General features: G+C 71.9%; 17 protein-coding genes. 7 read left to right on the top strand and 10 right to left on the bottom strand.

What is annotated here, in order from left to right; translation table 11 throughout:
- Nucleotides 1-23 precede the first annotated feature (23 nt).
- The 5 genes from HNQ79_RS19055 to pdhA are packed head-to-tail and all read right to left on the bottom strand — an operon-like array spanning nucleotide 24 to nucleotide 6,128.
- Nucleotides 24-1,442 carry a molybdopterin molybdotransferase MoeA gene (locus tag HNQ79_RS19055; protein ID WP_185032592.1) on the bottom strand — a complete coding sequence of 473 codons (1,419 nt, stop codon included), beginning with the start codon at nucleotides 1,440-1,442 and terminating at the stop codon, nucleotides 24-26.
- Nucleotides 1,439-2,449: a DUF6457 domain-containing protein gene (locus HNQ79_RS19050; protein WP_229923262.1), complete on the bottom strand. Its 1,011-nt coding sequence runs from the start codon at nucleotides 2,447-2,449 to the stop codon at nucleotides 1,439-1,441. Before HNQ79_RS19050 ends, HNQ79_RS19055 begins: the two co-directional genes overlap by 4 nt.
- Nucleotides 2,450-2,504: 55 nt before the next feature.
- Entirely contained in the window at nucleotides 2,505-3,974 is a 1,470-nt protein-coding gene (locus HNQ79_RS19045; RefSeq protein ID WP_185032590.1) for a dihydrolipoamide acetyltransferase family protein, read from the bottom strand.
- A gap of 1 nt (nucleotide 3,975) precedes the next feature.
- A complete protein-coding gene (locus HNQ79_RS19040) occupies nucleotides 3,976-4,998 on the bottom strand; it encodes an alpha-ketoacid dehydrogenase subunit beta (RefSeq protein WP_185032588.1) in 1,023 nt (340 codons plus the stop codon).
- The gene (gene pdhA / locus HNQ79_RS19035) at nucleotides 4,995-6,128 is read right to left on the bottom strand and encodes a pyruvate dehydrogenase (acetyl-transferring) E1 component subunit alpha (protein WP_185032586.1); all 1,134 of its coding nucleotides are present in this window, start codon (nucleotides 6,126-6,128) and stop codon (nucleotides 4,995-4,997) included. The genes HNQ79_RS19040 and pdhA overlap by 4 nt, the downstream gene beginning before the upstream one ends.
- Nucleotides 6,129-6,312: 184 nt before the next feature.
- On the opposite strand from pdhA, the gene HNQ79_RS19030 reads away from it, so the two are divergent.
- Nucleotides 6,313-6,945, top strand: coding sequence for a winged helix-turn-helix transcriptional regulator (locus HNQ79_RS19030; RefSeq protein WP_308437320.1), 633 nt, complete (start codon nucleotides 6,313-6,315; stop codon nucleotides 6,943-6,945).
- 91 nt (nucleotides 6,946-7,036) lie between these two features.
- On the opposite strand, the gene HNQ79_RS19025 is transcribed toward HNQ79_RS19030, so the two are convergent.
- Both HNQ79_RS19025 and HNQ79_RS19020 read right to left on the bottom strand, forming a co-directional pair.
- Entirely contained in the window at nucleotides 7,037-7,690 is a 654-nt protein-coding gene (locus HNQ79_RS19025; protein WP_229923261.1) for a TetR/AcrR family transcriptional regulator, read from the bottom strand.
- Nucleotides 7,687-9,195, bottom strand: a complete 1,509-nt coding sequence (locus HNQ79_RS19020) for a 3-hydroxyacyl-CoA dehydrogenase (RefSeq protein ID WP_185032585.1) — start codon at nucleotides 9,193-9,195, stop codon at nucleotides 7,687-7,689. Before HNQ79_RS19020 ends, HNQ79_RS19025 begins: the two co-directional genes overlap by 4 nt.
- A 202-nt stretch (nucleotides 9,196-9,397) precedes the next feature.
- Between HNQ79_RS19020 and paaN the strand changes: the two genes are divergently transcribed.
- A complete protein-coding gene (gene paaN / locus HNQ79_RS19015; protein ID WP_185032583.1) occupies nucleotides 9,398-11,101 on the top strand; it encodes a phenylacetic acid degradation protein PaaN in 1,704 nt (567 codons plus the stop codon).
- A 225-nt stretch (nucleotides 11,102-11,326) separates the two neighbouring features.
- Here the strand turns inward: paaN and HNQ79_RS19010 are convergent, their stop codons facing one another.
- The 3 genes from HNQ79_RS19010 to HNQ79_RS19000 all read right to left on the bottom strand — a co-directional run bounded on the left by HNQ79_RS19010 (nucleotide 11,327) and on the right by HNQ79_RS19000 (nucleotide 14,198).
- Entirely contained in the window at nucleotides 11,327-11,932 is a 606-nt protein-coding gene (locus tag HNQ79_RS19010) for a TrmH family RNA methyltransferase (RefSeq protein WP_185032705.1), read from the bottom strand.
- A 164-nt stretch (nucleotides 11,933-12,096) separates the two neighbouring features.
- A complete protein-coding gene (locus tag HNQ79_RS19005) occupies nucleotides 12,097-13,503 on the bottom strand; it encodes an HTTM domain-containing protein (protein WP_373312493.1) in 1,407 nt (468 codons plus the stop codon).
- A complete protein-coding gene (locus tag HNQ79_RS19000) occupies nucleotides 13,392-14,198 on the bottom strand; it encodes a DUF5819 family protein (protein WP_185032581.1) in 807 nt (268 codons plus the stop codon). Before HNQ79_RS19000 ends, HNQ79_RS19005 begins: the two co-directional genes overlap by 112 nt.
- A 120-nt stretch (nucleotides 14,199-14,318) precedes the next feature.
- Between HNQ79_RS19000 and paaA the strand changes: the two genes are divergently transcribed.
- Genes paaA through HNQ79_RS18975 form a run of 5 tightly spaced genes read left to right on the top strand, consistent with a single transcriptional unit; the run spans nucleotide 14,319 to nucleotide 18,071 of the window.
- Nucleotides 14,319-15,431: a 1,2-phenylacetyl-CoA epoxidase subunit PaaA gene (paaA, locus tag HNQ79_RS18995; protein WP_373312492.1), complete on the top strand. Its 1,113-nt coding sequence runs from the start codon at nucleotides 14,319-14,321 to the stop codon at nucleotides 15,429-15,431.
- Nucleotides 15,428-15,727: a 1,2-phenylacetyl-CoA epoxidase subunit PaaB gene (paaB, locus tag HNQ79_RS18990; RefSeq protein ID WP_185032579.1), complete on the top strand. Its 300-nt coding sequence runs from the start codon at nucleotides 15,428-15,430 to the stop codon at nucleotides 15,725-15,727. The genes paaA and paaB overlap by 4 nt, the downstream gene beginning before the upstream one ends.
- Nucleotides 15,724-16,479 carry a 1,2-phenylacetyl-CoA epoxidase subunit PaaC gene (gene paaC / locus HNQ79_RS18985; RefSeq protein WP_185032577.1) on the top strand — a complete coding sequence of 252 codons (756 nt, stop codon included), beginning with the start codon at nucleotides 15,724-15,726 and terminating at the stop codon, nucleotides 16,477-16,479. The genes paaB and paaC overlap by 4 nt, the downstream gene beginning before the upstream one ends.
- Nucleotides 16,473-17,006 (top strand): 1,2-phenylacetyl-CoA epoxidase subunit PaaD, encoded by a 534-nt coding sequence (gene paaD / locus HNQ79_RS18980; RefSeq protein ID WP_185032575.1) that lies wholly within the window; start codon nucleotides 16,473-16,475, stop codon nucleotides 17,004-17,006. The genes paaC and paaD overlap by 7 nt, the downstream gene beginning before the upstream one ends.
- A complete protein-coding gene (locus HNQ79_RS18975; protein WP_185032573.1) occupies nucleotides 17,007-18,071 on the top strand; it encodes a 2Fe-2S iron-sulfur cluster-binding protein in 1,065 nt (354 codons plus the stop codon).
- Nucleotides 18,072-18,104: the final 33 nt, after the last annotated feature.

Genomic DNA, 18,104 nt, shown 5'->3' with positions numbered 1-18,104 from the left:
GAACGACGGGAGAGCGGGCTGTTTCACGTGAAACACCCTTCTGCCCAGGGCAGGTCGAGAATCTCCAGCTCGTCCCCGGCCCGTGCGCCGCCGGGCGGTACAACGGCCAGCCCGTCGGCCGCCGCGATGCCCCGCAGCATCGCGGGACCGTTGTAGTGCAGCGGTACGGAATGCTCGGCGCCGGTGCGGGGGTCGGTACGGTGGGTGACAGGCACGAGACGGGTGGAGACGGGGTGGCCGGGGATCCCGTCGCGGACCGGCGCCCGGTAGGGCTCCGGGGTGGGGCGGTGGGCGAGTCCGCGCAGCAGCGGCTCGGCCAGGGTCAGCAGGCCGGACACGGCAGCGAGCGGGTTGCCGGGCAGGCCCACGAGATGGGTGTCGGGGGCGAGACGGGCCAGCAGCATGGGGTGGCCGGGGCGCACGTCGACGCCGTCGACGAGGAGTTCGGCGCCTGCGGTCGCGAGGAACGGGTGGACGTGGTCGACCGGTCCGGCAGCGGTGCCCCCGGTGGTGACCACCACGTCGGCCTCGGTGCCGAGGACCGCCTTGCGCAGGGCCTGCGGGTCGTCGCCCAGACATCGGGTGTCGAGGACGTCGGCACCGAGCGCACGCAGCCAGGGTGCGAGCAGCGGGCCGAGCGCGTCGCGGACCATGCCGTCGCGCGGGAGGCCCTCGGTCAGCAACTCGTCGCCCAGGACCAGTACTTCCACCGTGGGGCGGGGAATCGTCGCCAGGACGTCGTACCCGGCGGCGGCGGCCAGCCCGAGCACGGCCGGGGTCACCACGGAACCCGCGGGCAGCAACCGGTCGCCGGTGCGGCATTCCTGGCCGCGCGGGCGGATGTCCTGGCCGGGGGTGACCTCGCGCCGGACGTGCAACCGCAGCTTCGCCTCGTCCGCGCGGGCGTGCTCGCTGCGGATCACGGCGGTCGTGTCGGCGGGCACCCGGGCCCCGGTGGCGATCCGTACCGCCTCGCCGTCGGAGAGAGGCTCGGGGGCGGCCCGCCCGGCGAGGATGCCCGTGCCCTGTCGGTACGCCCATGGGCCGGGGCCGGCGACGGCCCATCCGTCCATGGCGGAGGTGTCGAAGGACGGCAGGTCGGTGAGTGCGGTCAGAGGCTCGGCGAGGACCTGCCCGAGCGCCTGGGCCAGGGGCACTCGGCGAGGGCGGGCCGGCACGGCGCGCCCGGTGCGGGCGGCCACGGCGCGTGCCTCGGCCCAGGGGGTGGCCGTGGAGTGACCGCCGGGGGCGGGGCCGGGGTCGGCTTCCGTGTGTCCCGCCGGGGCGTCCGGCTGAGGCAGCGCGACGGTTTCGGCGGGACTGCGGGCAGGAGCGGGCGGGGCGGCCGGTGCCGTGCCCGGTGCGGGCACGGCGGGCTGCTCGCGGTTCACCAGGGCGAGGGCCTGCTCGATCCCGTCGATGTCGTGCTCGCGGTCGTTCATGCCTGCCCCTCCGGTGCGGGTGCCCGCGTAATCGCCGGTGATGCCGGCTGCGTACCCGGCACCGGCCCCGCCTGCTTTTCCGGCACCGGATCCGCCTGGTTGTCCGGCTGCGGTCCCGCCTGTGTTTCCGCCACCCAGCGCTCGGCGAGGGCAGTGGCCTTGCGGACGGCTTCGGCGACGGCCTGCGGGCCTTGGCCGGCTGCCCGTCCCGCCGCGTACCCGACCAGGAACGTAGTCAGAGGGGCGGCGGGCCGTGCGATGCCGTGCGCGGCGTCGCGGGCGAGGTCGAGGAGGAGGGTGGTGTCGACGTCGAGCTCGACACCGAGTTCGTCCTTGACTGCGGTGATCCATTCATCCAGCACATGCCCATGCTCCCTGATGCGGGCGCGGGCCGTTGCGATGTCTTCCCAGGTGTCGCAGTCGAAGGAGACCAGGGGGGCGGCCGTGGTGACCCGGGCGAGTGCGAGTTCGGCGGTGAGCAGCCGCAGGGGAAGCCCGTTCAGGGAGCCGTACTCAGTCGCGAGCAGGGCCAGTTCCCGGCGCAATGGTTCCGTCCGGTAGACGGCGACGAGCGGCTGGTCGCGCCCCTCGGCGTCGACGAGCAGCGCGCCTTCCGGACCGCGCGCGTCCTGCCCGCCGCCCCGCCTCTCGCCCGGAACGCGTTCCAGTGCCTGAAGGAGAGTGCTCACCGTCGCCGCGTCCACGAACGGCAGGTCCACCGAGAGGACCACGAGGCGGTCGGCGCGGGTCGCCCGCACCCCGGCGTCGAGTGCGGCCAGCGGTCCTCCGCCGGGCGGGTCCTCCCGCGCCCAGGTCACCGGCCGCACGGTGGCGTGCCGGCCGCCGACGACCACCGTGGTCGCGGCGGCGTCACAGGCCCCCAGGACCCGGTCGAGGAGAGTCCTCCCGCCGACCCGCACAGCGGCCTTGTCCACCCCGCCGAGCCGCCGCCCGGCCCCACCGGACAGCACGACGGCGTCATACGCGGCAGTACTCATGGCACTCATGGGGAAAGTATGTACGGCCCGCTCCGCCGGGCGGCGGGCCGTACCCACTCATCCGTCAGAGCGTGCGCAGCAGCAGCTCCGGATGTTCCACGCAGTCGGCGACGTACCGCAGGAAACCGCCCGCCGTACCCCCGTCGCAGACCCGGTGGTCGAAGGTCAACGAGAGCTGAACCACCTGTCGTACCGCCAACTCTCCCTCGACCACCCAGGGTTTGGGCACGATGCGGCCGACTCCGAGCATCGCCGCCTCCGGGTGGTTGATGATCGGCGTGGAGCCGTCGACGCCGAACACGCCGTAGTTGTTGAGCGTGAAGGTGCCGCCGGTGAGCTGGGCCGGGGTGAGTTTGCCCGTCCGGGCGGCCTCGGTCAGCTCGACCAGTGCCTCGCCCAGCGACTCCACGTTCCGGGTGTGTGCGTCGCGCACCACCGGGACGACCAGGCCGCGCTCGGTCTGTGCGGCGAAGCCGAGGTGCACCTCAGGCAGCCGCACCACTTCGCGGGCCTCGGTGTCGACGGTGGAGTTGAGCTCCGGGAAGCGGGCGAGAGCCGCCGTGCAGATCCGGGCGAGCAGCGCCAGCACGGACACCTTCGGTGCGCCGCCCACGCTGTTCATCGCGGCCCTGGCGGCCATCAGCGCGGTCGCGTCGGCGTCCACCCAGCAGGTGGCGTCGGGTATCTCGCGGCGGCTGCGGGACAGTTTGTCGGCGACGGCACCGCGTACGCCCTTGAGCGGGACGCGCGTGGCGGTCGGGGCCGGGACGGCTGCGGCAACGGCCCCGGTCGTCGGCTCCGGCGGCCGGAGTGCCTGCTCCACGTCGCAGCGGAGGATCAGCCCGTCCGGGCCCGACCCGTTCAGCTGCCGCAGATCGAGGCCGTTCTCGCGCGCCAGCCGCCGCACCAGGGGCGAGATGACCGGCACGGGCCCGACAGACGCGGACGCCCTGCCCTCGGGCACCGGCGCGGAGGCCGAGCCACGACCGTTGCGTGCGGACGCGGAGGCGCGATCAGCGGGCGCTGACGCAGGCGCGGAGACAGAACGAGCGGGCGTCGACGCCGGACCGGACGCGGGCACACGACCGTCGGGCGCGGGCAACCGGCCGGTGGGACCCGCGGAAGTGCTCACGTGGTCGACCCGTACCCGGCGGCGTCGTGCCGCCGGAGCGGTGGTGCCGTACCCGACCAGGACATTCCCCGACCCGGAGTCACCGTCGCCCTCGGCCCCGGCCGCGATCCCCTCCGCCGCGCCGCTGCTTCCCGGGCCCGCGGCACCGACGGCACCAGCCCCCACGGCCACCGTCAGCAGCGGTGCGCCGACGGGCAGTTCCGTACCTTCCTCGCCGAAGCGGGCCGTCACCACGCCTCCGTACGGGCACGGCACCTCGACCATCGCCTTCGCCGTCTCCACCTCCACCACCGGCTGGTCGACGGCGACGACGTCGCCCACCTCCACCAGCCAGCGCACAATCTCCGCCTCGGTCAGCCCTTCGCCGAGATCGGGGAGCTTGAACTCCAGCACCTGTGGCATCTCAGGCCTCCCACTGGAGCCGTGCGACCGCGTCGAGGACCCGGTCCACACCAGGAAGATGGTGGCGCTCCAGCATCGGCGGCGGGTACGGCACGTCCAGCCCTGCGACGCGCAGCACCGGCGCCTCCAGGTGGTGGAAGCAGCGCTCGGTGACACGGGCGGCGATCTCGCCGCCGGGTCCGCCGAAGCCGGTTGACTCGTGGACGACGACCGCGCGCCCGGTCCGCCGTACCGACGCGGCGACCGTCTCATCGTCGAACGGCACCAGGGACCGCAGATCGAGGACCTCCAGGTCCCAGCCCTCGGCCGTGGCCGCCTCGGCGGCCTCCAGGCACACCGGCAGGGAAGGGCCGTAGGTGATCAGGGTGGCGCTGCGGCCGGGACGGCGGACCACCGCCCGTCCTATCGGCTCGACGGCCGCCGGGGCGTCCGGCGACCAGTCGGCCTTCGACCAGTACAGCCGCTTGGGCTCCAGGAAGACGACCGGGTCGTCGGAGGCGATGGCTTCGCGCAGCAGTCCGTAGGCGTCCTGCACGGTCGCCGGGGTGACGACGTGCAGCCCCGGGGTCGCCATGTAGTACGCCTCGGAGGAGTCGCTGTGGTGCTCGACGCCGCCGATGCCGCCGCCGTAGGGGATGCGGATCGTCAGCGGCATCGCGAGTGCGCCGCGCGTGCGGTTGCGCATCTTGGCGACATGGCTGGCGAGCTGCTCGAACGCCGGGTAGGCGAACGCGTCGAACTGCATCTCCACGACCGGCCGCAGCCCGTACATCGCCATGCCGACGGCCGCCCCGAGTATCCCGGCCTCGGCGAGCGGGGTGTCCGTGCAGCGGTCCTCGCCGAACTCCTTGGCCAGCCCGTCGGTGATCCGGAAGACCCCGCCCAGCGCGCCGACGTCCTCGCCCATGACGTGCACCGTCGGGTCCTCGGCCATGGCGTCGCGCATGGCCCGCTGGAGGGCCTGCGCCATGCTCGCGGGCTTTGCCGCGGCCTTGCGCCCCGGGGCCGCGGTGGTGCTGCTCATCGCTCCGCCTCCGCTTCCAGCTCGGCCCTCAACTGGGCCTCTTGCTCACACAGTTGAGCGGTTTTCTCGGTGTACACCTGCGCGAAGAGATCCATCGGGTCGAGCACCGGGTCCGTGTTCATCCGCGCCCGCAGGTCCGCGGCCATGGCCTCGGCGGCCTCCCGCGCCTCGCGCACCCCGTCGTCGTCGAGCATGCCGCGCTCCGTCAGCTCCCGCTCCAGGAGGACAATCGGATCGTGGTCGCGCCAGGCTTCGACCTCGGCGTCGACCCGGTAGCGGGTCGCGTCGTCGGCGTTGGTGTGGGCCTCCATGCGGTACGTCACGGCTTCGACCAGCGTCGGGCCGCCGCCGCGCCGGGCGCGCTCCATCGCCTCGGTCAGCACCTCGTGCATCGCGGCCACGTCGTTCCCGTCGACCAGCCGGCCCGGCATGCCGTACCCGACGGCCTTGTGGGCGAGGGATGGGGCGGCGGTCTGCTTGGCGAGCGGCACGGAGATCGCGAAGCCGTTGTTCTGCACGAGGAAGACGACCGGGGCCCGCCAGACTGCGGCGAAGTTCAGCGCCTCGTGGAAGTCTCCCTCACTGGTGCCGCCGTCGCCGACCATGGCGAGCGCCACCACGTCGTCGCCCTTCAGCCGCGCGGCGTGCGCGAGGCCCACCGCGTGCGGGAGCTGCGTGGCGAGCGGCGTGCACAGCGGGGCTATCCGCACCTCGCGCGGGTCGTAGCCGGTGTGCCAGTCGCCACGCAGCAGCGTCAGCGCCTGCACGGGGTCCAGGCCACGCGCCACGGCGGCGAGGGTGTCGCGGTAGGAGGGAAACAGCCAGTCCTGCTCCTTCAGCACGGCCGCGGCCGCCACCTCGCAGGCCTCCTGGCCCGTGCTGGACGGGTAGACGGCGAGCCTGCCCTGCCGGGTGAGAGCGGTGGCCTGCGCGTTGTACCTGCGGCCGCGCACCAGCTCCGCGTACAGCGTGCGCATCAGGGCGGGGTCGACCCGGGCGGCCGCCCCGGTGCCCAGGACCCGGTACGGCTCGGGGTCGGGGAGCAGCGGAGCGGGGTCGGTGCGGGGCTTCCAGGCCGGGGGCGGGCTGGGCCGGTAGGCCGTGCTGCCCGGCATCTCTTGAATCGTCACGACGAACACCTCCTCGTGGGAGTGGTGCGGAGCGGTCACCAGCACGCCACGGTGTGGTGTGCCTCACCTACCGATTGTTCGGTCGTGGGTGCAGTTTGGCTACAGGCGGCGCCAGCCTGTGGACAAACGGTTCTGCGCAGCCTGGGATGGGAACAGGACGTCCATGGCGGGGAGGCGGGGGCACGTGGCAGCTGAACAAATGGCCGGATCGGGTGACGGTCTGCACGGGAACGACGGAGATATCCACAGGGGTTCGCCGGGGGAGCGCGCCCAGGACCCACCGAGAGAGCCTGCGCGCAACCTCTCCCAGGACCCACCGAGGGAGCCGCAGCGCAATCCCCCGCGGGACCCCTCTCCGGCACGCCCCCTGGACTCCGTCGACCGCGACATCCTGCGGATGCTCCAGACCGACGGCCGCGCCTCGATACGATCGGTGGCCGAGCGCGTCCACGTCTCGCGCGCCAACGCCTACGCCCGGATCAACCGCCTCATCGACGACGGTGTCATCCGCGGTTTCAGTGCCAGGGTCGACCACGAAAGGGCAGGCCAGGGCGCTTCCGCGTACATCACCCTCAAGATCGTCCAGAACTCGTGGCGCACGGTCCGCGAAGAGCTGGAGGCGCTCCCGGGGGCCGCTCACATCGCCCTGGTCAGCGGCGATTTCGACGTGCTGCTGCTGGTGCACACCCCGGACAACAGGACACTGCGCGAACTGGTCCTGACCCGGATCCAGAACATTCCTGAGGTGCTGAGCACCCGCACCCTCCTCGTCTTCGAGGAGACCGACCTGGATCCGCAGACCGGCCAGGACTCCTGACCGGGGATCCGGTACGACGACAGGGGACCGGACGGCAGAACAGCACGCCGACCGGACAGCGGAGCGGCAGGACGCCCGGTCCCCCTGCCCCCTAGCCCGTCCGCAGCCCGTCGAAGGCCAGTCGTACGACGGTGTCCGCGAGCTGTTCCCGGTCCACCCCATCGGGGTGCGGCCGGTACCACTCCACCAGCGAATTGATCATCCCGAAGAGCAGCCGGGTCGCCAGCCGGATGTCCATGTCCGCCCGCAGGTCGCCGTCCGCCGCCGCGGCCTTCAGCAGATCGGACACCCGCTGGTCGAACTCGCGGCGGCGCTCCAGCGCCCACCGCTCGGTCTGCGTGTTGCCCCGTACGCGCAGCAGCAGGGTGACGTACGGCAGTTCCGCCATCAGCACCTCGACGGTGCGTCGGGTGACGTGCTCGACGCGCTCGATGGCCCGCCCGTGCTGGGCCTGCGGCTCCTCCAGGGCGGCGAACAGGCCGTCCAGCGCCCGGCTGACCGCGCGCCGCAGCAGCTCCTCCTTGCCGGAGACGTGGTGATAGATCGACGACTTGGAGATCCCGGCGGCCTTCGACAAGTGCTCCATCGACGTGCCGTCGTACCCGCGCTCGTTGAAGACGCGCACCGCCACGGCGAGCAGCGTCTCGGGCGTGTACGTGTCCCTCTTCGCGGTGGGCGTGCGCTCTGCCGTCGTGCCGCGCTCCACCGCCGCGCGGTCGGCGAACGGACGGTCCGTGGCGCTCATTCGGCGGCCTGCTGCTCGGCGTAACCCTGCCGGTAGTGCGCCAGGGAGGGTGCGTAGCGCCCGGTCGGGCAGCGCTCGTGCATCGCGGTGAGCAGGTCGAAGGACCAGTCGCCGGTGAGGGCACGTCCCCACTCCAGGGGCCCGCGCGGGTAGTTGACTCCCAGTCGCATCGCGGTGTCGATGTCCTCGGGCGTCGCGACACCCTTGGCCACGGCGTCCAGCGCGAGATCGACCAGCATGGCGACGGTACGGCCGACGATCATGCCGGGGACGTCGCCGATCACGCTGACGTCCTTGCCGAGCGCCTGGAAGAGGCCGACCGCCTCCTTGAGGGTCTGTTCCGACACATCGGCGGAAGCTGCCAGGGCGATGCGGGTAGCGGCCCGGTAGTCGAGGGCGAGGTCGAAGTAGACGACGTCGTCGTACTCGACGGAGGTGTGTCCGTCGACGGGGGCGAGCTGGCCGCCGCCCGGCAGACCGATGTACGGGCCACCGGCAGTCAGCTGCCGCACTTCGATGCCCTCGGCCTCCTGGAGCATCGTGACCACCTCGGCGGCGGGCCCGAAGTCGCCGGTCACGCTCACGCGCGCGGGGGCGGCCTCGGGTGCGGCGGTGTGCGGCTCCGGCCCGGCCGTGCCCTCCCCGTACGGGAACCAACCCCGGCCGGACTTGCGCCCGAGCCGGCCCGACTCCACCAGTCGGCGCTGCGGCAGCGAGGGCACGAACTTGGGGCTCTGGTGGAACGCCTCCCACACCGACCGCGAGACGGCCTCGTTCACGTCCTGCCCGATCAGGTCGGTCAGCTCGAAGGGCCCCATCCGGAAACCGCCGGACTCGCGCAGTACCGCGTCGATCGTGGCCGGGTCGGCGGCCTGCTCCTCGTACACCGCGAACGCCTCGGCGTAGAAGGGGCGGGCGATCCGGTTCACCAGAAATCCGGGGGTGTCCGCGCAGCGCACCGGGGTCTTTCCCCAGGCCAGCGCCGTGTCGTACGCGCGCGTGGCGGCGGCGTCGTCCGTCGCGAAGCCGCTGACCACCTCCACGAGGGGGAGCAGCGGGGCGGGGTTGAAGAAGTGCATGCCGACGAAGCGGCCCGGATGCTTGAGTGCGCCGGCGATCGCCGTGACGGACAGCGAGGAGGTGTTCGTGGCGAGGAGGCAGTCCTCGGCGACGAGTGCCTCGAGCGAGACGAACAGTTCCTGTTTGACCGGCAGCTGTTCCACGATCGCCTCGACGACGAGCGCGGCCTCGGAGAGGTCCCGCAGGTCGCGGGCGGCGCGCAGGCGCAGGAGAGCCGCGTCGGCCTCCGCGCGCTCCAGGCGGCCCTTCTCCACCAGCCGCTCGATCCGTGACCGCACGGAAGCGTCCGCCGCGGAGGTGCGCGCGGCGTCCGCGTCGAAGAGAAGGACGGGGTGCCCGGCAAGTAGGGCCACCTGGGCGATGCCCTGACCCATGGTGCCGGTGCCGACGACGGCGACGGTGCGGGCGCGCTCGATTGCTGTCATGCGGGCAATCCTCCCGGACGGGTTGTCCACAGGTTCACGTCGGCCCCCTTGTCCCGACCGATCGTTCGGTTACTCTAGCCGTGTCCGCCCTTCGGAGCCCAGTCCGAGCCGGCCCGAGCACCGTCCGACCCCGGCCGGTCCCCTTTCGAACCGCATACCGAGCCCCATCCCGAGCCCACCTCGACGAGGAGTTGGTCGCGCAATGCAGTCGCCGCAGAAGCTGACGCAGCTGACCGAGACCCACCGGCCCACACTCGACCAGGCTCTCGAAGCGATCCGCACGCGCGCCTACTGGTCCCCGCACCCGGAGCACCCGAAGGCATACGGGGAGAGCGCGGCCGCCGACGGCCTCGCGGCGTTCGAGGCACTGAAGAACACCCGCTTCGACCTGTCGGACCAGCCCGGCACGGACGGCTGGGTGGGCGGCTCCGCCTCCGAGGGCGGCGAGGTCTCCCCGTACGGGCCGGAGCTGGGCGTCTCCTATCCGCACGCGGACGTGGAGGTCCTGCTGCCCGCCATGCGCGCGGGCATGGGCGCCTGGCGGGACGCGGGCCCCGAGGCGCGCGCGGTGGTCTGCCTGGAGATCCTGGCCCGGATCAGTGCCCGTACGCACGAGTTCGCGCACGCGGTGATGCACACCAGCGGACAGGCGTTCATGATGGCGCTCCAGGCGGGCGGGCCGCACGCCCAGGACCGCGGTCTGGAGGCGGTGGCGTACGCCTACGCCGAACAGACCCGGGTGCCCGAAGCCGCCGACTGGTCCAAGCCGCAGGGCAAGCGCGACCCGCTGAACCTGTCGAAGTCCTTCGTCGCCGTCCCGCGCGGCATCTCGCTCCTGGTGGGCTGCAACACCTTCCCCACCTGGAATGGTTACCCGGGCCTCTTCGCATCCCTGGCGACCGGCAACCCGGTCCTCGTCAAACCGCACCCGCGCGCGGTGCTGCCGCTCGCGATGACGGTGAAGGCCGCCCGCGAGGTCCTCGCCGAGGCAGGCTTCGACCCCAACCTGGTGGCGCTGGCCGCCGAACGTCCGGACGAGGGCATCGCCAAGTCGCTCGCCCTGCGCCCCGAAATCAAGATCATTGACTACACGGGGTCGACGTCCTTCGGCGACTGGCTGGAGGCGCACGCTCGTCAGGCACAGGTCTACACGGAGAAGGCCGGTGTCAACACGGTCGTCGTCGACTCCACCGACGACTACAAGGGCATGCTCTCCAACCTGGCGTTCTCGCTGTCCCTCTACAGCGGTCAGATGTGCACCACCCCGCAGAACCTGCTCATCCCGCGCGACGGCATCACCACCGACGCGGGCGCCAAGTCGTACGAGGAAGTCGTCGGCGACCTCGCGAAGTCGGTCGGCGGACTGCTCGGCGACGACGCCCGTGCGAACGCGCTGCTGGGCGCGCTGGTCAATCCGGACGTGAAGGCCCGCCTGGACGCGGCGGCCGGGCTGGGCGAAGTCGCCCTGCCCTCGCGTGAGGTCACCCACCCGGACTTCCCCGACGCGACCGTCCGCACCCCCGTCATCGTCAAGCTGGACGGGGCGAAGCCGGACGCGGAGGCGGCGTACATGTCGGAGTGCTTCGGTCCGGTGTCCTTCGCCGTCGCCGTCGACTCCACGACCGCCGCCCTGGACCTGCTGCGGCGCACGGTGCGCGAGAAGGGCGCCATGACGGTCGGCGCGTACACGACCTCGCCCGAGGTGGAGCGCGCGATCGAAGAGGTCTGCCTGGAGGAGTCCGCGCAGCTCTCGCTGAACCTCACGGGCGGGGTGTACGTGAACCAGACGGCCGCCTTCTCCGACTTCCACGGCTCCGGCGGCAACCCGGCCGCGAACGCCGCCCTGTGCGACGGTGCGTTCGTGTCCAACCGCTTCCGGACGGTGGAGGTACGCCGCCAGGCGTGACGTGACGGCGCACCAGCAGGAACGGATGCCGTGGCCCGCTCCCCCATGCGGGCCACGGCATCCCCGCACCGTGCTCCGGTCAGCGTCGCGGGTCGACCACTACGCCCGTCTCCCGGAGAACGGCGGTGCGCGGCTCCACCACTTCTGCCGCAACCAGGATCGACGCTCCGCTCGACGACGTGAACGACACACCCGTCCGAAAGTGACACTTACCGGGACGCGGACCTACGACGGATCCGCGATCTCCGCATACCGCTGCACCCACGCGTGCATCGCGATCGCCGCCGCCGCCCCCGCGTTGATCGACCGCGTCGACCCGAACTGGGCGATCGAGCACACCATCGACGCATGCGCCCGCGCTTCCTCCGTCAGCCCCGGCCCCTCCTGCCCGAACAGCAGCACGCACCGCTTCGGCAGCACCGTCCGCTCCAGCGGCACCGCACCCGGGAGATTGTCGATGCCGATGATCGGCACGCCCTCGGCCGCGGCCCAGGCGGTGAGCGACTCGGTGTCGGGGTGATGGCGGACATGCTGGTAGCGGTCGGTGACCATCGCCCCGCGCCGGTTCCAGCGCCGTCGCCCCACGATGTGGATCTCCTTGGCGAGGAAGGCGTTGGCGGTCCGTACGACCGATCCGATGTTGAAGTCGTGGCCCCAGTTCTCCACCGCCACGTGGAAATCGTGCCGCCGGGTGTCCAGGTCCGCGACGATCGCCTCACGCGTCCAGTACCGGTACGGGTCGACGACGTTGCGCCGGTCGCCGTGCGCGAGCAGCTCCGGGTCGTACCGCTCGTCCCCGGGCCACGGCTCGGGGTGCGGGCCGACGCCGATCTCGGCGCCGAAGCCGTCGTCGTACTGGGCGGGTTCGCACTGCTCGGCCGGTGCGGGGGCGGACTGCCCGCCCGGGGCTGGTTCGCACTGCTCGGGCCGAACGGGGACGGGCTGCTCGCTCGGGACGGGTTCGCGCTGCTCGGCCCGTGGGGTGTTCTCGCTGCTCACCCCACGAGCGTACGGGGCCGTTGCCCGTCGGCCGGCCGCTGCACCTCGGCCGTGGGCGACGGCCGCACACGGCCCCGCACCCGGTCTCGCAGCCGTCCCGCACGCCCGCCCAGCCACAGCAGGAACACCGTCGGCAGGAACACCGCGTCGGCGGCGATCATCGCCATCGAGAAGAACGGCAGCCCCAGCAGCACCGCGATGCTCGCGTGCTCCAAAATCATCAGCACCAGCAGGACGTTCTTCACGCGCCGGTTGAACAGGGTGAAGGGGAAGGCGACCTGCACCATCACCGTGCCGTACGTCACCAGCATGATCATCGTTCCGCTGGAGGCGAGCAGGGACGACAAGTCGGGCCAGGGCGTGAAGTAGTCCAGGTGCAGCGGGTAGTAGACGGCGGTGCCGTCCTGCCAGCGGGAACCCTGCACCTTGTACCAGCCGGCCGTCGCGTAGACGAAGCACACCTCGACCATGACGACGGCCAGCACCGCGTTGTGCACGAGGTTCGTCAGGACGTCCAGCAGGAGCCGCGGCTCACCGTCCGCGTACCGGCACGCCCCCCACCACAGTGCGTGGGCCAGCAGCAACGCCCAGAAGACCAGCAGCCAGCCCCATCGCACCACACCGGTGAACGTGACCACCGCGAGGGCGGCGCCGAGCACCCCCCACACCACGGGGCCCACCCGGTCACGCACGACGGCGGCCACCGTGCCGCCCGCGGCCCGCACCCGGCGGGCGTCCAGCGACCACACCTGGCCACAGCGGGTGAGCACCAGGTACATCGCCATCAGATGGATGACGTTGTCCCCGCCGTCACCCAGGAAGACGCTGCGGTTCTGGAGGGACAGCACGCCGATCATGAACAGGACGGACATCGTCCGGGTGCGCCAGCCGATCACCAGCAGGGCACTGGCCGCGATGGCCGCGACGTACACGAACTCGAACCACAGCGTGCTGTCCGTCCACATCAGCGCCGTGAAGGCCCCGTTGTCCTCCACGATCCGGCGCGCCATGTCCCAGTTCCACGGCCCCTCGGGTCCGTACATCTCCTGGCGGTGCGGAATCTCGCGCAGCAGGAAGAGCAGCCAGGTTCCGGCGAAACCGATGCGGATGACGGCGCTCTGGTACGGGCCGAGGGCGGCGGCGGTGACGTTCTGGACGCCTCGTCGGAGGAGGCGCGCCGACCTGCGCAGTTGGGCCGGAACGTGGGCACGCGCGCGCGTGCGTGGAGTACGCGGCGTGGGGGACGTGCCGGAGGGCGAGGAGGTGGGGCAGGTGGGGGGCGTACCGGTGCTCACTTGGTCACTCCTGCCTCGGCCGCGACCTTCGTGAGGTCGGCCGGTGTCACCGTCCACCAGGGCAGCACCCGGTACGCGGGTGTCGCGGTCACCTTCTCCTTGCTCCACGGGGGCGGCTTCACCCAGGTCGTGCGCGAGCGCACCTGGACGCGGTGCACGGCGCCCCCCATGTCCAGGGCGGACATGCGCTCCAGCACGAGGCGCCGGATGTAGCGCTCGGAGAGGTCGCCGCGCATGCCGAGCGACTCGTTCTTGTCGTTGTGCCAGCCGGTGTAGAAGTCCCAGCCGCGGCGCAGCTGGTTCTGAGCGGTGTGGCTGGGCAGCAGGCTGCCGCGGATCTCCTCGGCGTCCCTCTCCGTGAAGTCGATCCACTCGGTGACGCGCCACTGGCCGCTCTCGGTGCGGATCTGGGCGCGGGCCTGGACGGCGACGTTCTGCTGGAGCGGGTTGGGCGCGAAGAGCTTCCAGTTCTGTTCGAACTCGGGGTTGATCCAGGCGTCCACGGCGGCCGCGTGCTCCTTGCTCACCGTGTTCGACGGGCTGACGTGGAGAAAAACCATGCCGAGGTGAACGAGGGCGGTGACGCCGACCAGCGCGAGGGCGAGGGCGGCGACGATCCGGCAGCGGAAGGACAGCGCGGCCATGCCTGCCCTGTCCCGGGGCCGGGCCGGAGTGCCGACGTCGGCGGTCAGGGTCGGGCCGGGGTCGCTGCTGGGCCGGGTCGGGCCGGGGTCGCCGCCGGGCCGGGAAGGTTCGGCGTCCTGCGTCCCGCCGCTCCCGGCCTTGTCGTCGTACGAATCCATCCGCCCCGCTCCGCACGTGTCAGCCAGTTGTCCACAGAGGTTGACACCCTACGGGCCGCCGCCCCACCATTGAAGTCGATGAACCGAACGATCGGTCGGTAGGGTGATCTGGGGGTCAGGATGACGGCATTGACGCATGCGACGGCAGCACACACCCCGAACGGGGCAGGAGCGCAGGACGAAGCGGCGTACCAGGAGGCATTCGACGCCGCCGTCGCCGCCGACGAGCGCATCGAGCCGCGCGACTGGATGCCGGATGCCTACCGCGCCTCCCTGGTCCGCCAGATCGCGCAGCACGCGCACTCCGAGATCATCGGCATGCAGCCGGAGTCCAACTGGATCACTCGTGCCCCCTCGCTGCGCCGTAAGGCGATCCTGATGGCCAAGGTCCAGGACGAGGCCGGGCACGGGCTGTACCTCTACAGCGCCGCCGAAACGCTGGGCACCAGCCGCGAGGAGCTCCTCGACAAGCTGCACTCCGGTCGCCAAAAGTACTCGTCGATCTTCAACTACCCGACGCTGACCTGGGCCGACGTCGGCGCGATCGGCTGGCTGGTGGACGGCGCCGCGATCACGAACCAGGTCCCGATCTGCCGCTGTTCCTACGGCCCGTACGCCCGCGCCATGGTCCGCATCTGCAAGGAGGAGTCCTTCCACCAGCGCCAGGGGTACGAGTCGCTGCTCGCCCTCTCGCACGGTACGCCGGAGCAGCACGCGATGGCGCAGGACGCGGTGAACCGGTGGTGGTGGCCGTCGCTGATGATGTTCGGTCCTCCCGACGACGAGTCCGCGCACTCCGCGCAGTCCATGGCCTGGAAGATCAAGCGGCATTCCAACGACGAACTGCGCCAGCGCTTCGTCGACATCGCCGTCCCGCAGGCCGAGTCGCTGGGCCTCACCCTCCCGGACCCCGACCTGCGGTGGAACGAGGAGCGCGGGCACTACGACTTCGGCGCCATCGACTGGGCCGAGTTCCGGGACGTCCTGAAGGGCAACGGCCCCTGCAACGAACAGCGCCTCTCCCAGCGCCGCCGGGCCCACGAAGAGGGCGCCTGGGTACGGGACGCGGCGGCGGCGTACGCGAGCAAACACCACCCGGGCAGCAGCACCCGGGGCACCCACCCGGGCACTCCCTCGGACGCCCGCACGGGCCCGTCGGACACCCGTACGGACAGCAGCCGGGACGACCGCCACACCAGCACCACGGACAGCGACAGGGGGAGGACAGTATGACCGGCACGGCTTCGCACCAGGACTGGCCACTGTGGGAGGTGTTCGTGCGTTCGCGCCGCGGACTGTCCCACACCCACGCCGGCAGCCTGCACGCCCCGGACGCGGAGATGGCCCTGCGCAACGCCCGCGACCTCTACACCCGCAGGTCCGAAGGTGTCTCGATCTGGGTGGTGCCCTCCGCGGCGATCACCGCGTCCTCCCCCGACGAGAAGGACTCCTTCTTCGAACCGGCCGGTGACAAGCCCTACCGGCACCCCACCTTCTACGAGATCCCGGACGGGGTGAAGCACCTGTGAGCACGGTTCCCGCAACCCGTTCCGCCGCTCTCGCCCTGGGTGACGACGCGCTGATCCTGTCCCACCGGCTGGGGCAGTGGGCCGGCCACGCCCCCGTCCTGGAGGAGGAGGTGGCCCTCGCCAACATCGCGTTGGACCTGCTGGGCCAGGCCCGCATCCTGCTCTCCCTCGTCGGCGACGAGGACGAGCTGGCCTATCGCCGGGAAGAACGGGCGTTCCGCAACCTCCAGGTCGTCGAGCAGCCGAACGGCGACTTCGCCCACACCCTCGCCCGGCAGCTCTACTTCTCCACCTACCAGCACCTGCTGTACGCACGACTGGCCGCCGGTGGCGGCGCCTTCGCCCCCCTCGCGGCGAAGGCGGTCAAGGAGACCGCCTACCACCGCGACCACGCCGAGCAGTGGACGCTGCGGCTGGGCGACGGCACCACGGAGAGCCACGACCGGATGCAGCGCGCCGTCGACGCGCTGTGGCGGTTCACCGGCGAACCCTTCCAGCCCGTCGAAGGCCTGGACGCGGGACTGGGCACGGAAGCCGACGGGCAGGGGGTCGACTGGCAGCAGCTGGAGTCGGACTGGCTGGCCTCCGTCAGCGGTGTTCTGGAACGGGCCACCCTCGCCGTGCCCCAGGGGCCGCGCACCGGGGCGTGGGCGGCGGGCGCCGGACGGCAGGGCCTGCACACGGAACCGTTCGGGCTGATGCTCGCCGAGATGCAGCATCTGCACCGCAGCCACCCGGGAGCGACATGGTGACCGGCACGCCCCCGACCGGCACGCCGCTCGAAGAGGAGCTGCGCCGCCTCGCCGGCACCGTCCCCGACCCCGAACTGCCCGTGCTCACTCTGGGAGAACTGGGCGTTCTGCGTGCCGTCCACGTTTCGGCTCCCGGCCGGGTCGAGGTCGAACTGACCCCGACGTACACCGGCTGCCCCGCTGTCGAAGCGATGGCCGCCGACATCGAGCGGGTACTGCACGAAAGTGCCGGCATGACCGAGGTGACCGTGCGCACCGTGCTCGCCCCCGCCTGGTCGACGGACGACATCAGCGCCGAAGGGCGCCGCAAACTTACCGAGTTCGGCATCGCCCCGCCCCGCACCACCCGCGAGATCGACGCCGCGTCCGCCGCCCGGGAGCCGATACCCCTCTCGCTCGCCATCCGCTGCCCGCACTGCGGATCCATCGACACCGAATTGCTCAGCCGGTTCTCCTCCACCGCGTGCAAGGCGCTGCGGCGCTGCGTGTCCTGCCGCGAACCGTTCGACCACTTCAAGGAGTTGTAGATGCCGTTCCACCCGCTCCGGGTCCGGGGAATCGAGCGGCTCACGGACGATGCGGTGGCCGTCACCCTCGCCGTGCCGCCCGAGCTGCACGAAACCTTCCGGCACGTCCCGGGCCAGCACCTGGCGCTGCGGCGGATCGTGGACGGGCAGGAGATCCGGCGCACGTACTCGATCTGCGCGCCCGCGGCAGCAGCACCGGCCGAACCGGTGCTGCGCGTGGGGATCCGGCTTGTCGACGGCGGCTCGTACTCCACGTACGCACTCAAGGAACTGCTGGTCGGAGACGTGGTGGAGGCGATGCCTCCCATGGGCCGGTTCACCCTCGCGCCGCGGGACGGCTACTTCGCGGCGATCGTCGGAGGCAGCGGCATCACTCCGGTGCTGTCCATCGCGGCGACGCTTCTGGAGCGGCGGCCGGACGCCCGGTTCTGTCTGATCCGCAGCGACCGCACGGCGGCGTCCACGATGTTCCTGGAGGAGACCGCCGACCTCAAGGACCGATACCCCGACCGGTTCCAGCTGATCACGGCGCTTTCGCGGGAGGAGCAGCAGTCGGGGCTGCCGTCCGGGCGGCTGGACACGAACCGCCTCACGGCCCTGCTGCCCGCCCTGCTGCCGGTGGCGGACATCGACGGGTGGTACCTGTGCGGCCCGTACGGCCTGGTGCAGGGCGCCGAACAGGCCCTTCGCGGACTCGGGGTCGCCCGGGACCGCATCCACGAGGAGGTCTTCCACGTCGACGACGGGACGGCGGACCTCCTCGCTCCCGCGCCGGCGTCCGCCGCCGTGGACGGCACCCTCACCGCGACCCTCGACGGCCGTTCCGGCAGCTGGCCGGTGCAGGGCGGCGAGTCGCTCCTGGAGACGGTGCTGCGGGCCCGCGCGGACGCCCCGTACGCCTGCAAGGGCGGGGTGTGCGGCACCTGCCGGGCGTTTTTGGTGCGCGGCGAAGTGCGGATGGACCGCAACTACGCGCTGGAGGCGGAGGAGACCGAGGCAGGGTACGTGCTGGCCTGCCAGTCCCACCCGGCCACCGGCGAAGTGGAGTTGGACTTCGACCGCTGACATACCGCCCGGAACCTCGCTGCCATTCCCTTT

Origin of the sequence: Streptomyces candidus (assembly GCF_014207445.1) — a bacterium.
Lineage (GTDB): Bacteria > Actinomycetota > Actinomycetes > Streptomycetales > Streptomycetaceae > Streptomyces > Streptomyces candidus.
This window is presented reverse-complemented; position numbering and strand designations above follow the sequence as displayed.

Bases quoted from the DNA above. Each gene is read 5' to 3' on its own strand.
- HNQ79_RS19045 (WP_185032590.1), bottom strand. From the start codon at position 3,974: ATGCCACAGGTGCTGGAGTTCAAGCTCCCCGATCTCGGCGAAGGGCTG.
- HNQ79_RS19050 (WP_229923262.1), bottom strand. From the start codon at position 2,449: ATGAGTGCCATGAGTACTGCCGCGTATGACGCCGTCGTGCTGTCCGGT.
- paaN (WP_185032583.1), top strand. From the start codon at position 9,398: ATGCAGTCGCCGCAGAAGCTGACGCAGCTGACCGAGACCCACCGGCCC.
- HNQ79_RS19025 (WP_229923261.1), bottom strand. From the start codon at position 7,690: ATGAGCGCCACGGACCGTCCGTTCGCCGACCGCGCGGCGGTGGAGCGC.
- paaB (WP_185032579.1), top strand. From the start codon at position 15,428: ATGACCGGCACGGCTTCGCACCAGGACTGGCCACTGTGGGAGGTGTTC.
- paaA (WP_373312492.1), top strand. From the start codon at position 14,319: ATGACGGCATTGACGCATGCGACGGCAGCACACACCCCGAACGGGGCA.
- HNQ79_RS19040 (WP_185032588.1), bottom strand. From the start codon at position 4,998: ATGAGCAGCACCACCGCGGCCCCGGGGCGCAAGGCCGCGGCAAAGCCC.
- HNQ79_RS18975 (WP_185032573.1), top strand. From the start codon at position 17,007: ATGCCGTTCCACCCGCTCCGGGTCCGGGGAATCGAGCGGCTCACGGAC.
- HNQ79_RS19000 (WP_185032581.1), bottom strand. From the start codon at position 14,198: ATGGATTCGTACGACGACAAGGCCGGGAGCGGCGGGACGCAGGACGCC.
- paaD (WP_185032575.1), top strand. From the start codon at position 16,473: ATGGTGACCGGCACGCCCCCGACCGGCACGCCGCTCGAAGAGGAGCTG.
- HNQ79_RS19020 (WP_185032585.1), bottom strand. From the start codon at position 9,195: ATGACAGCAATCGAGCGCGCCCGCACCGTCGCCGTCGTCGGCACCGGC.
- HNQ79_RS19055 (WP_185032592.1), bottom strand. From the start codon at position 1,442: ATGAACGACCGCGAGCACGACATCGACGGGATCGAGCAGGCCCTCGCC.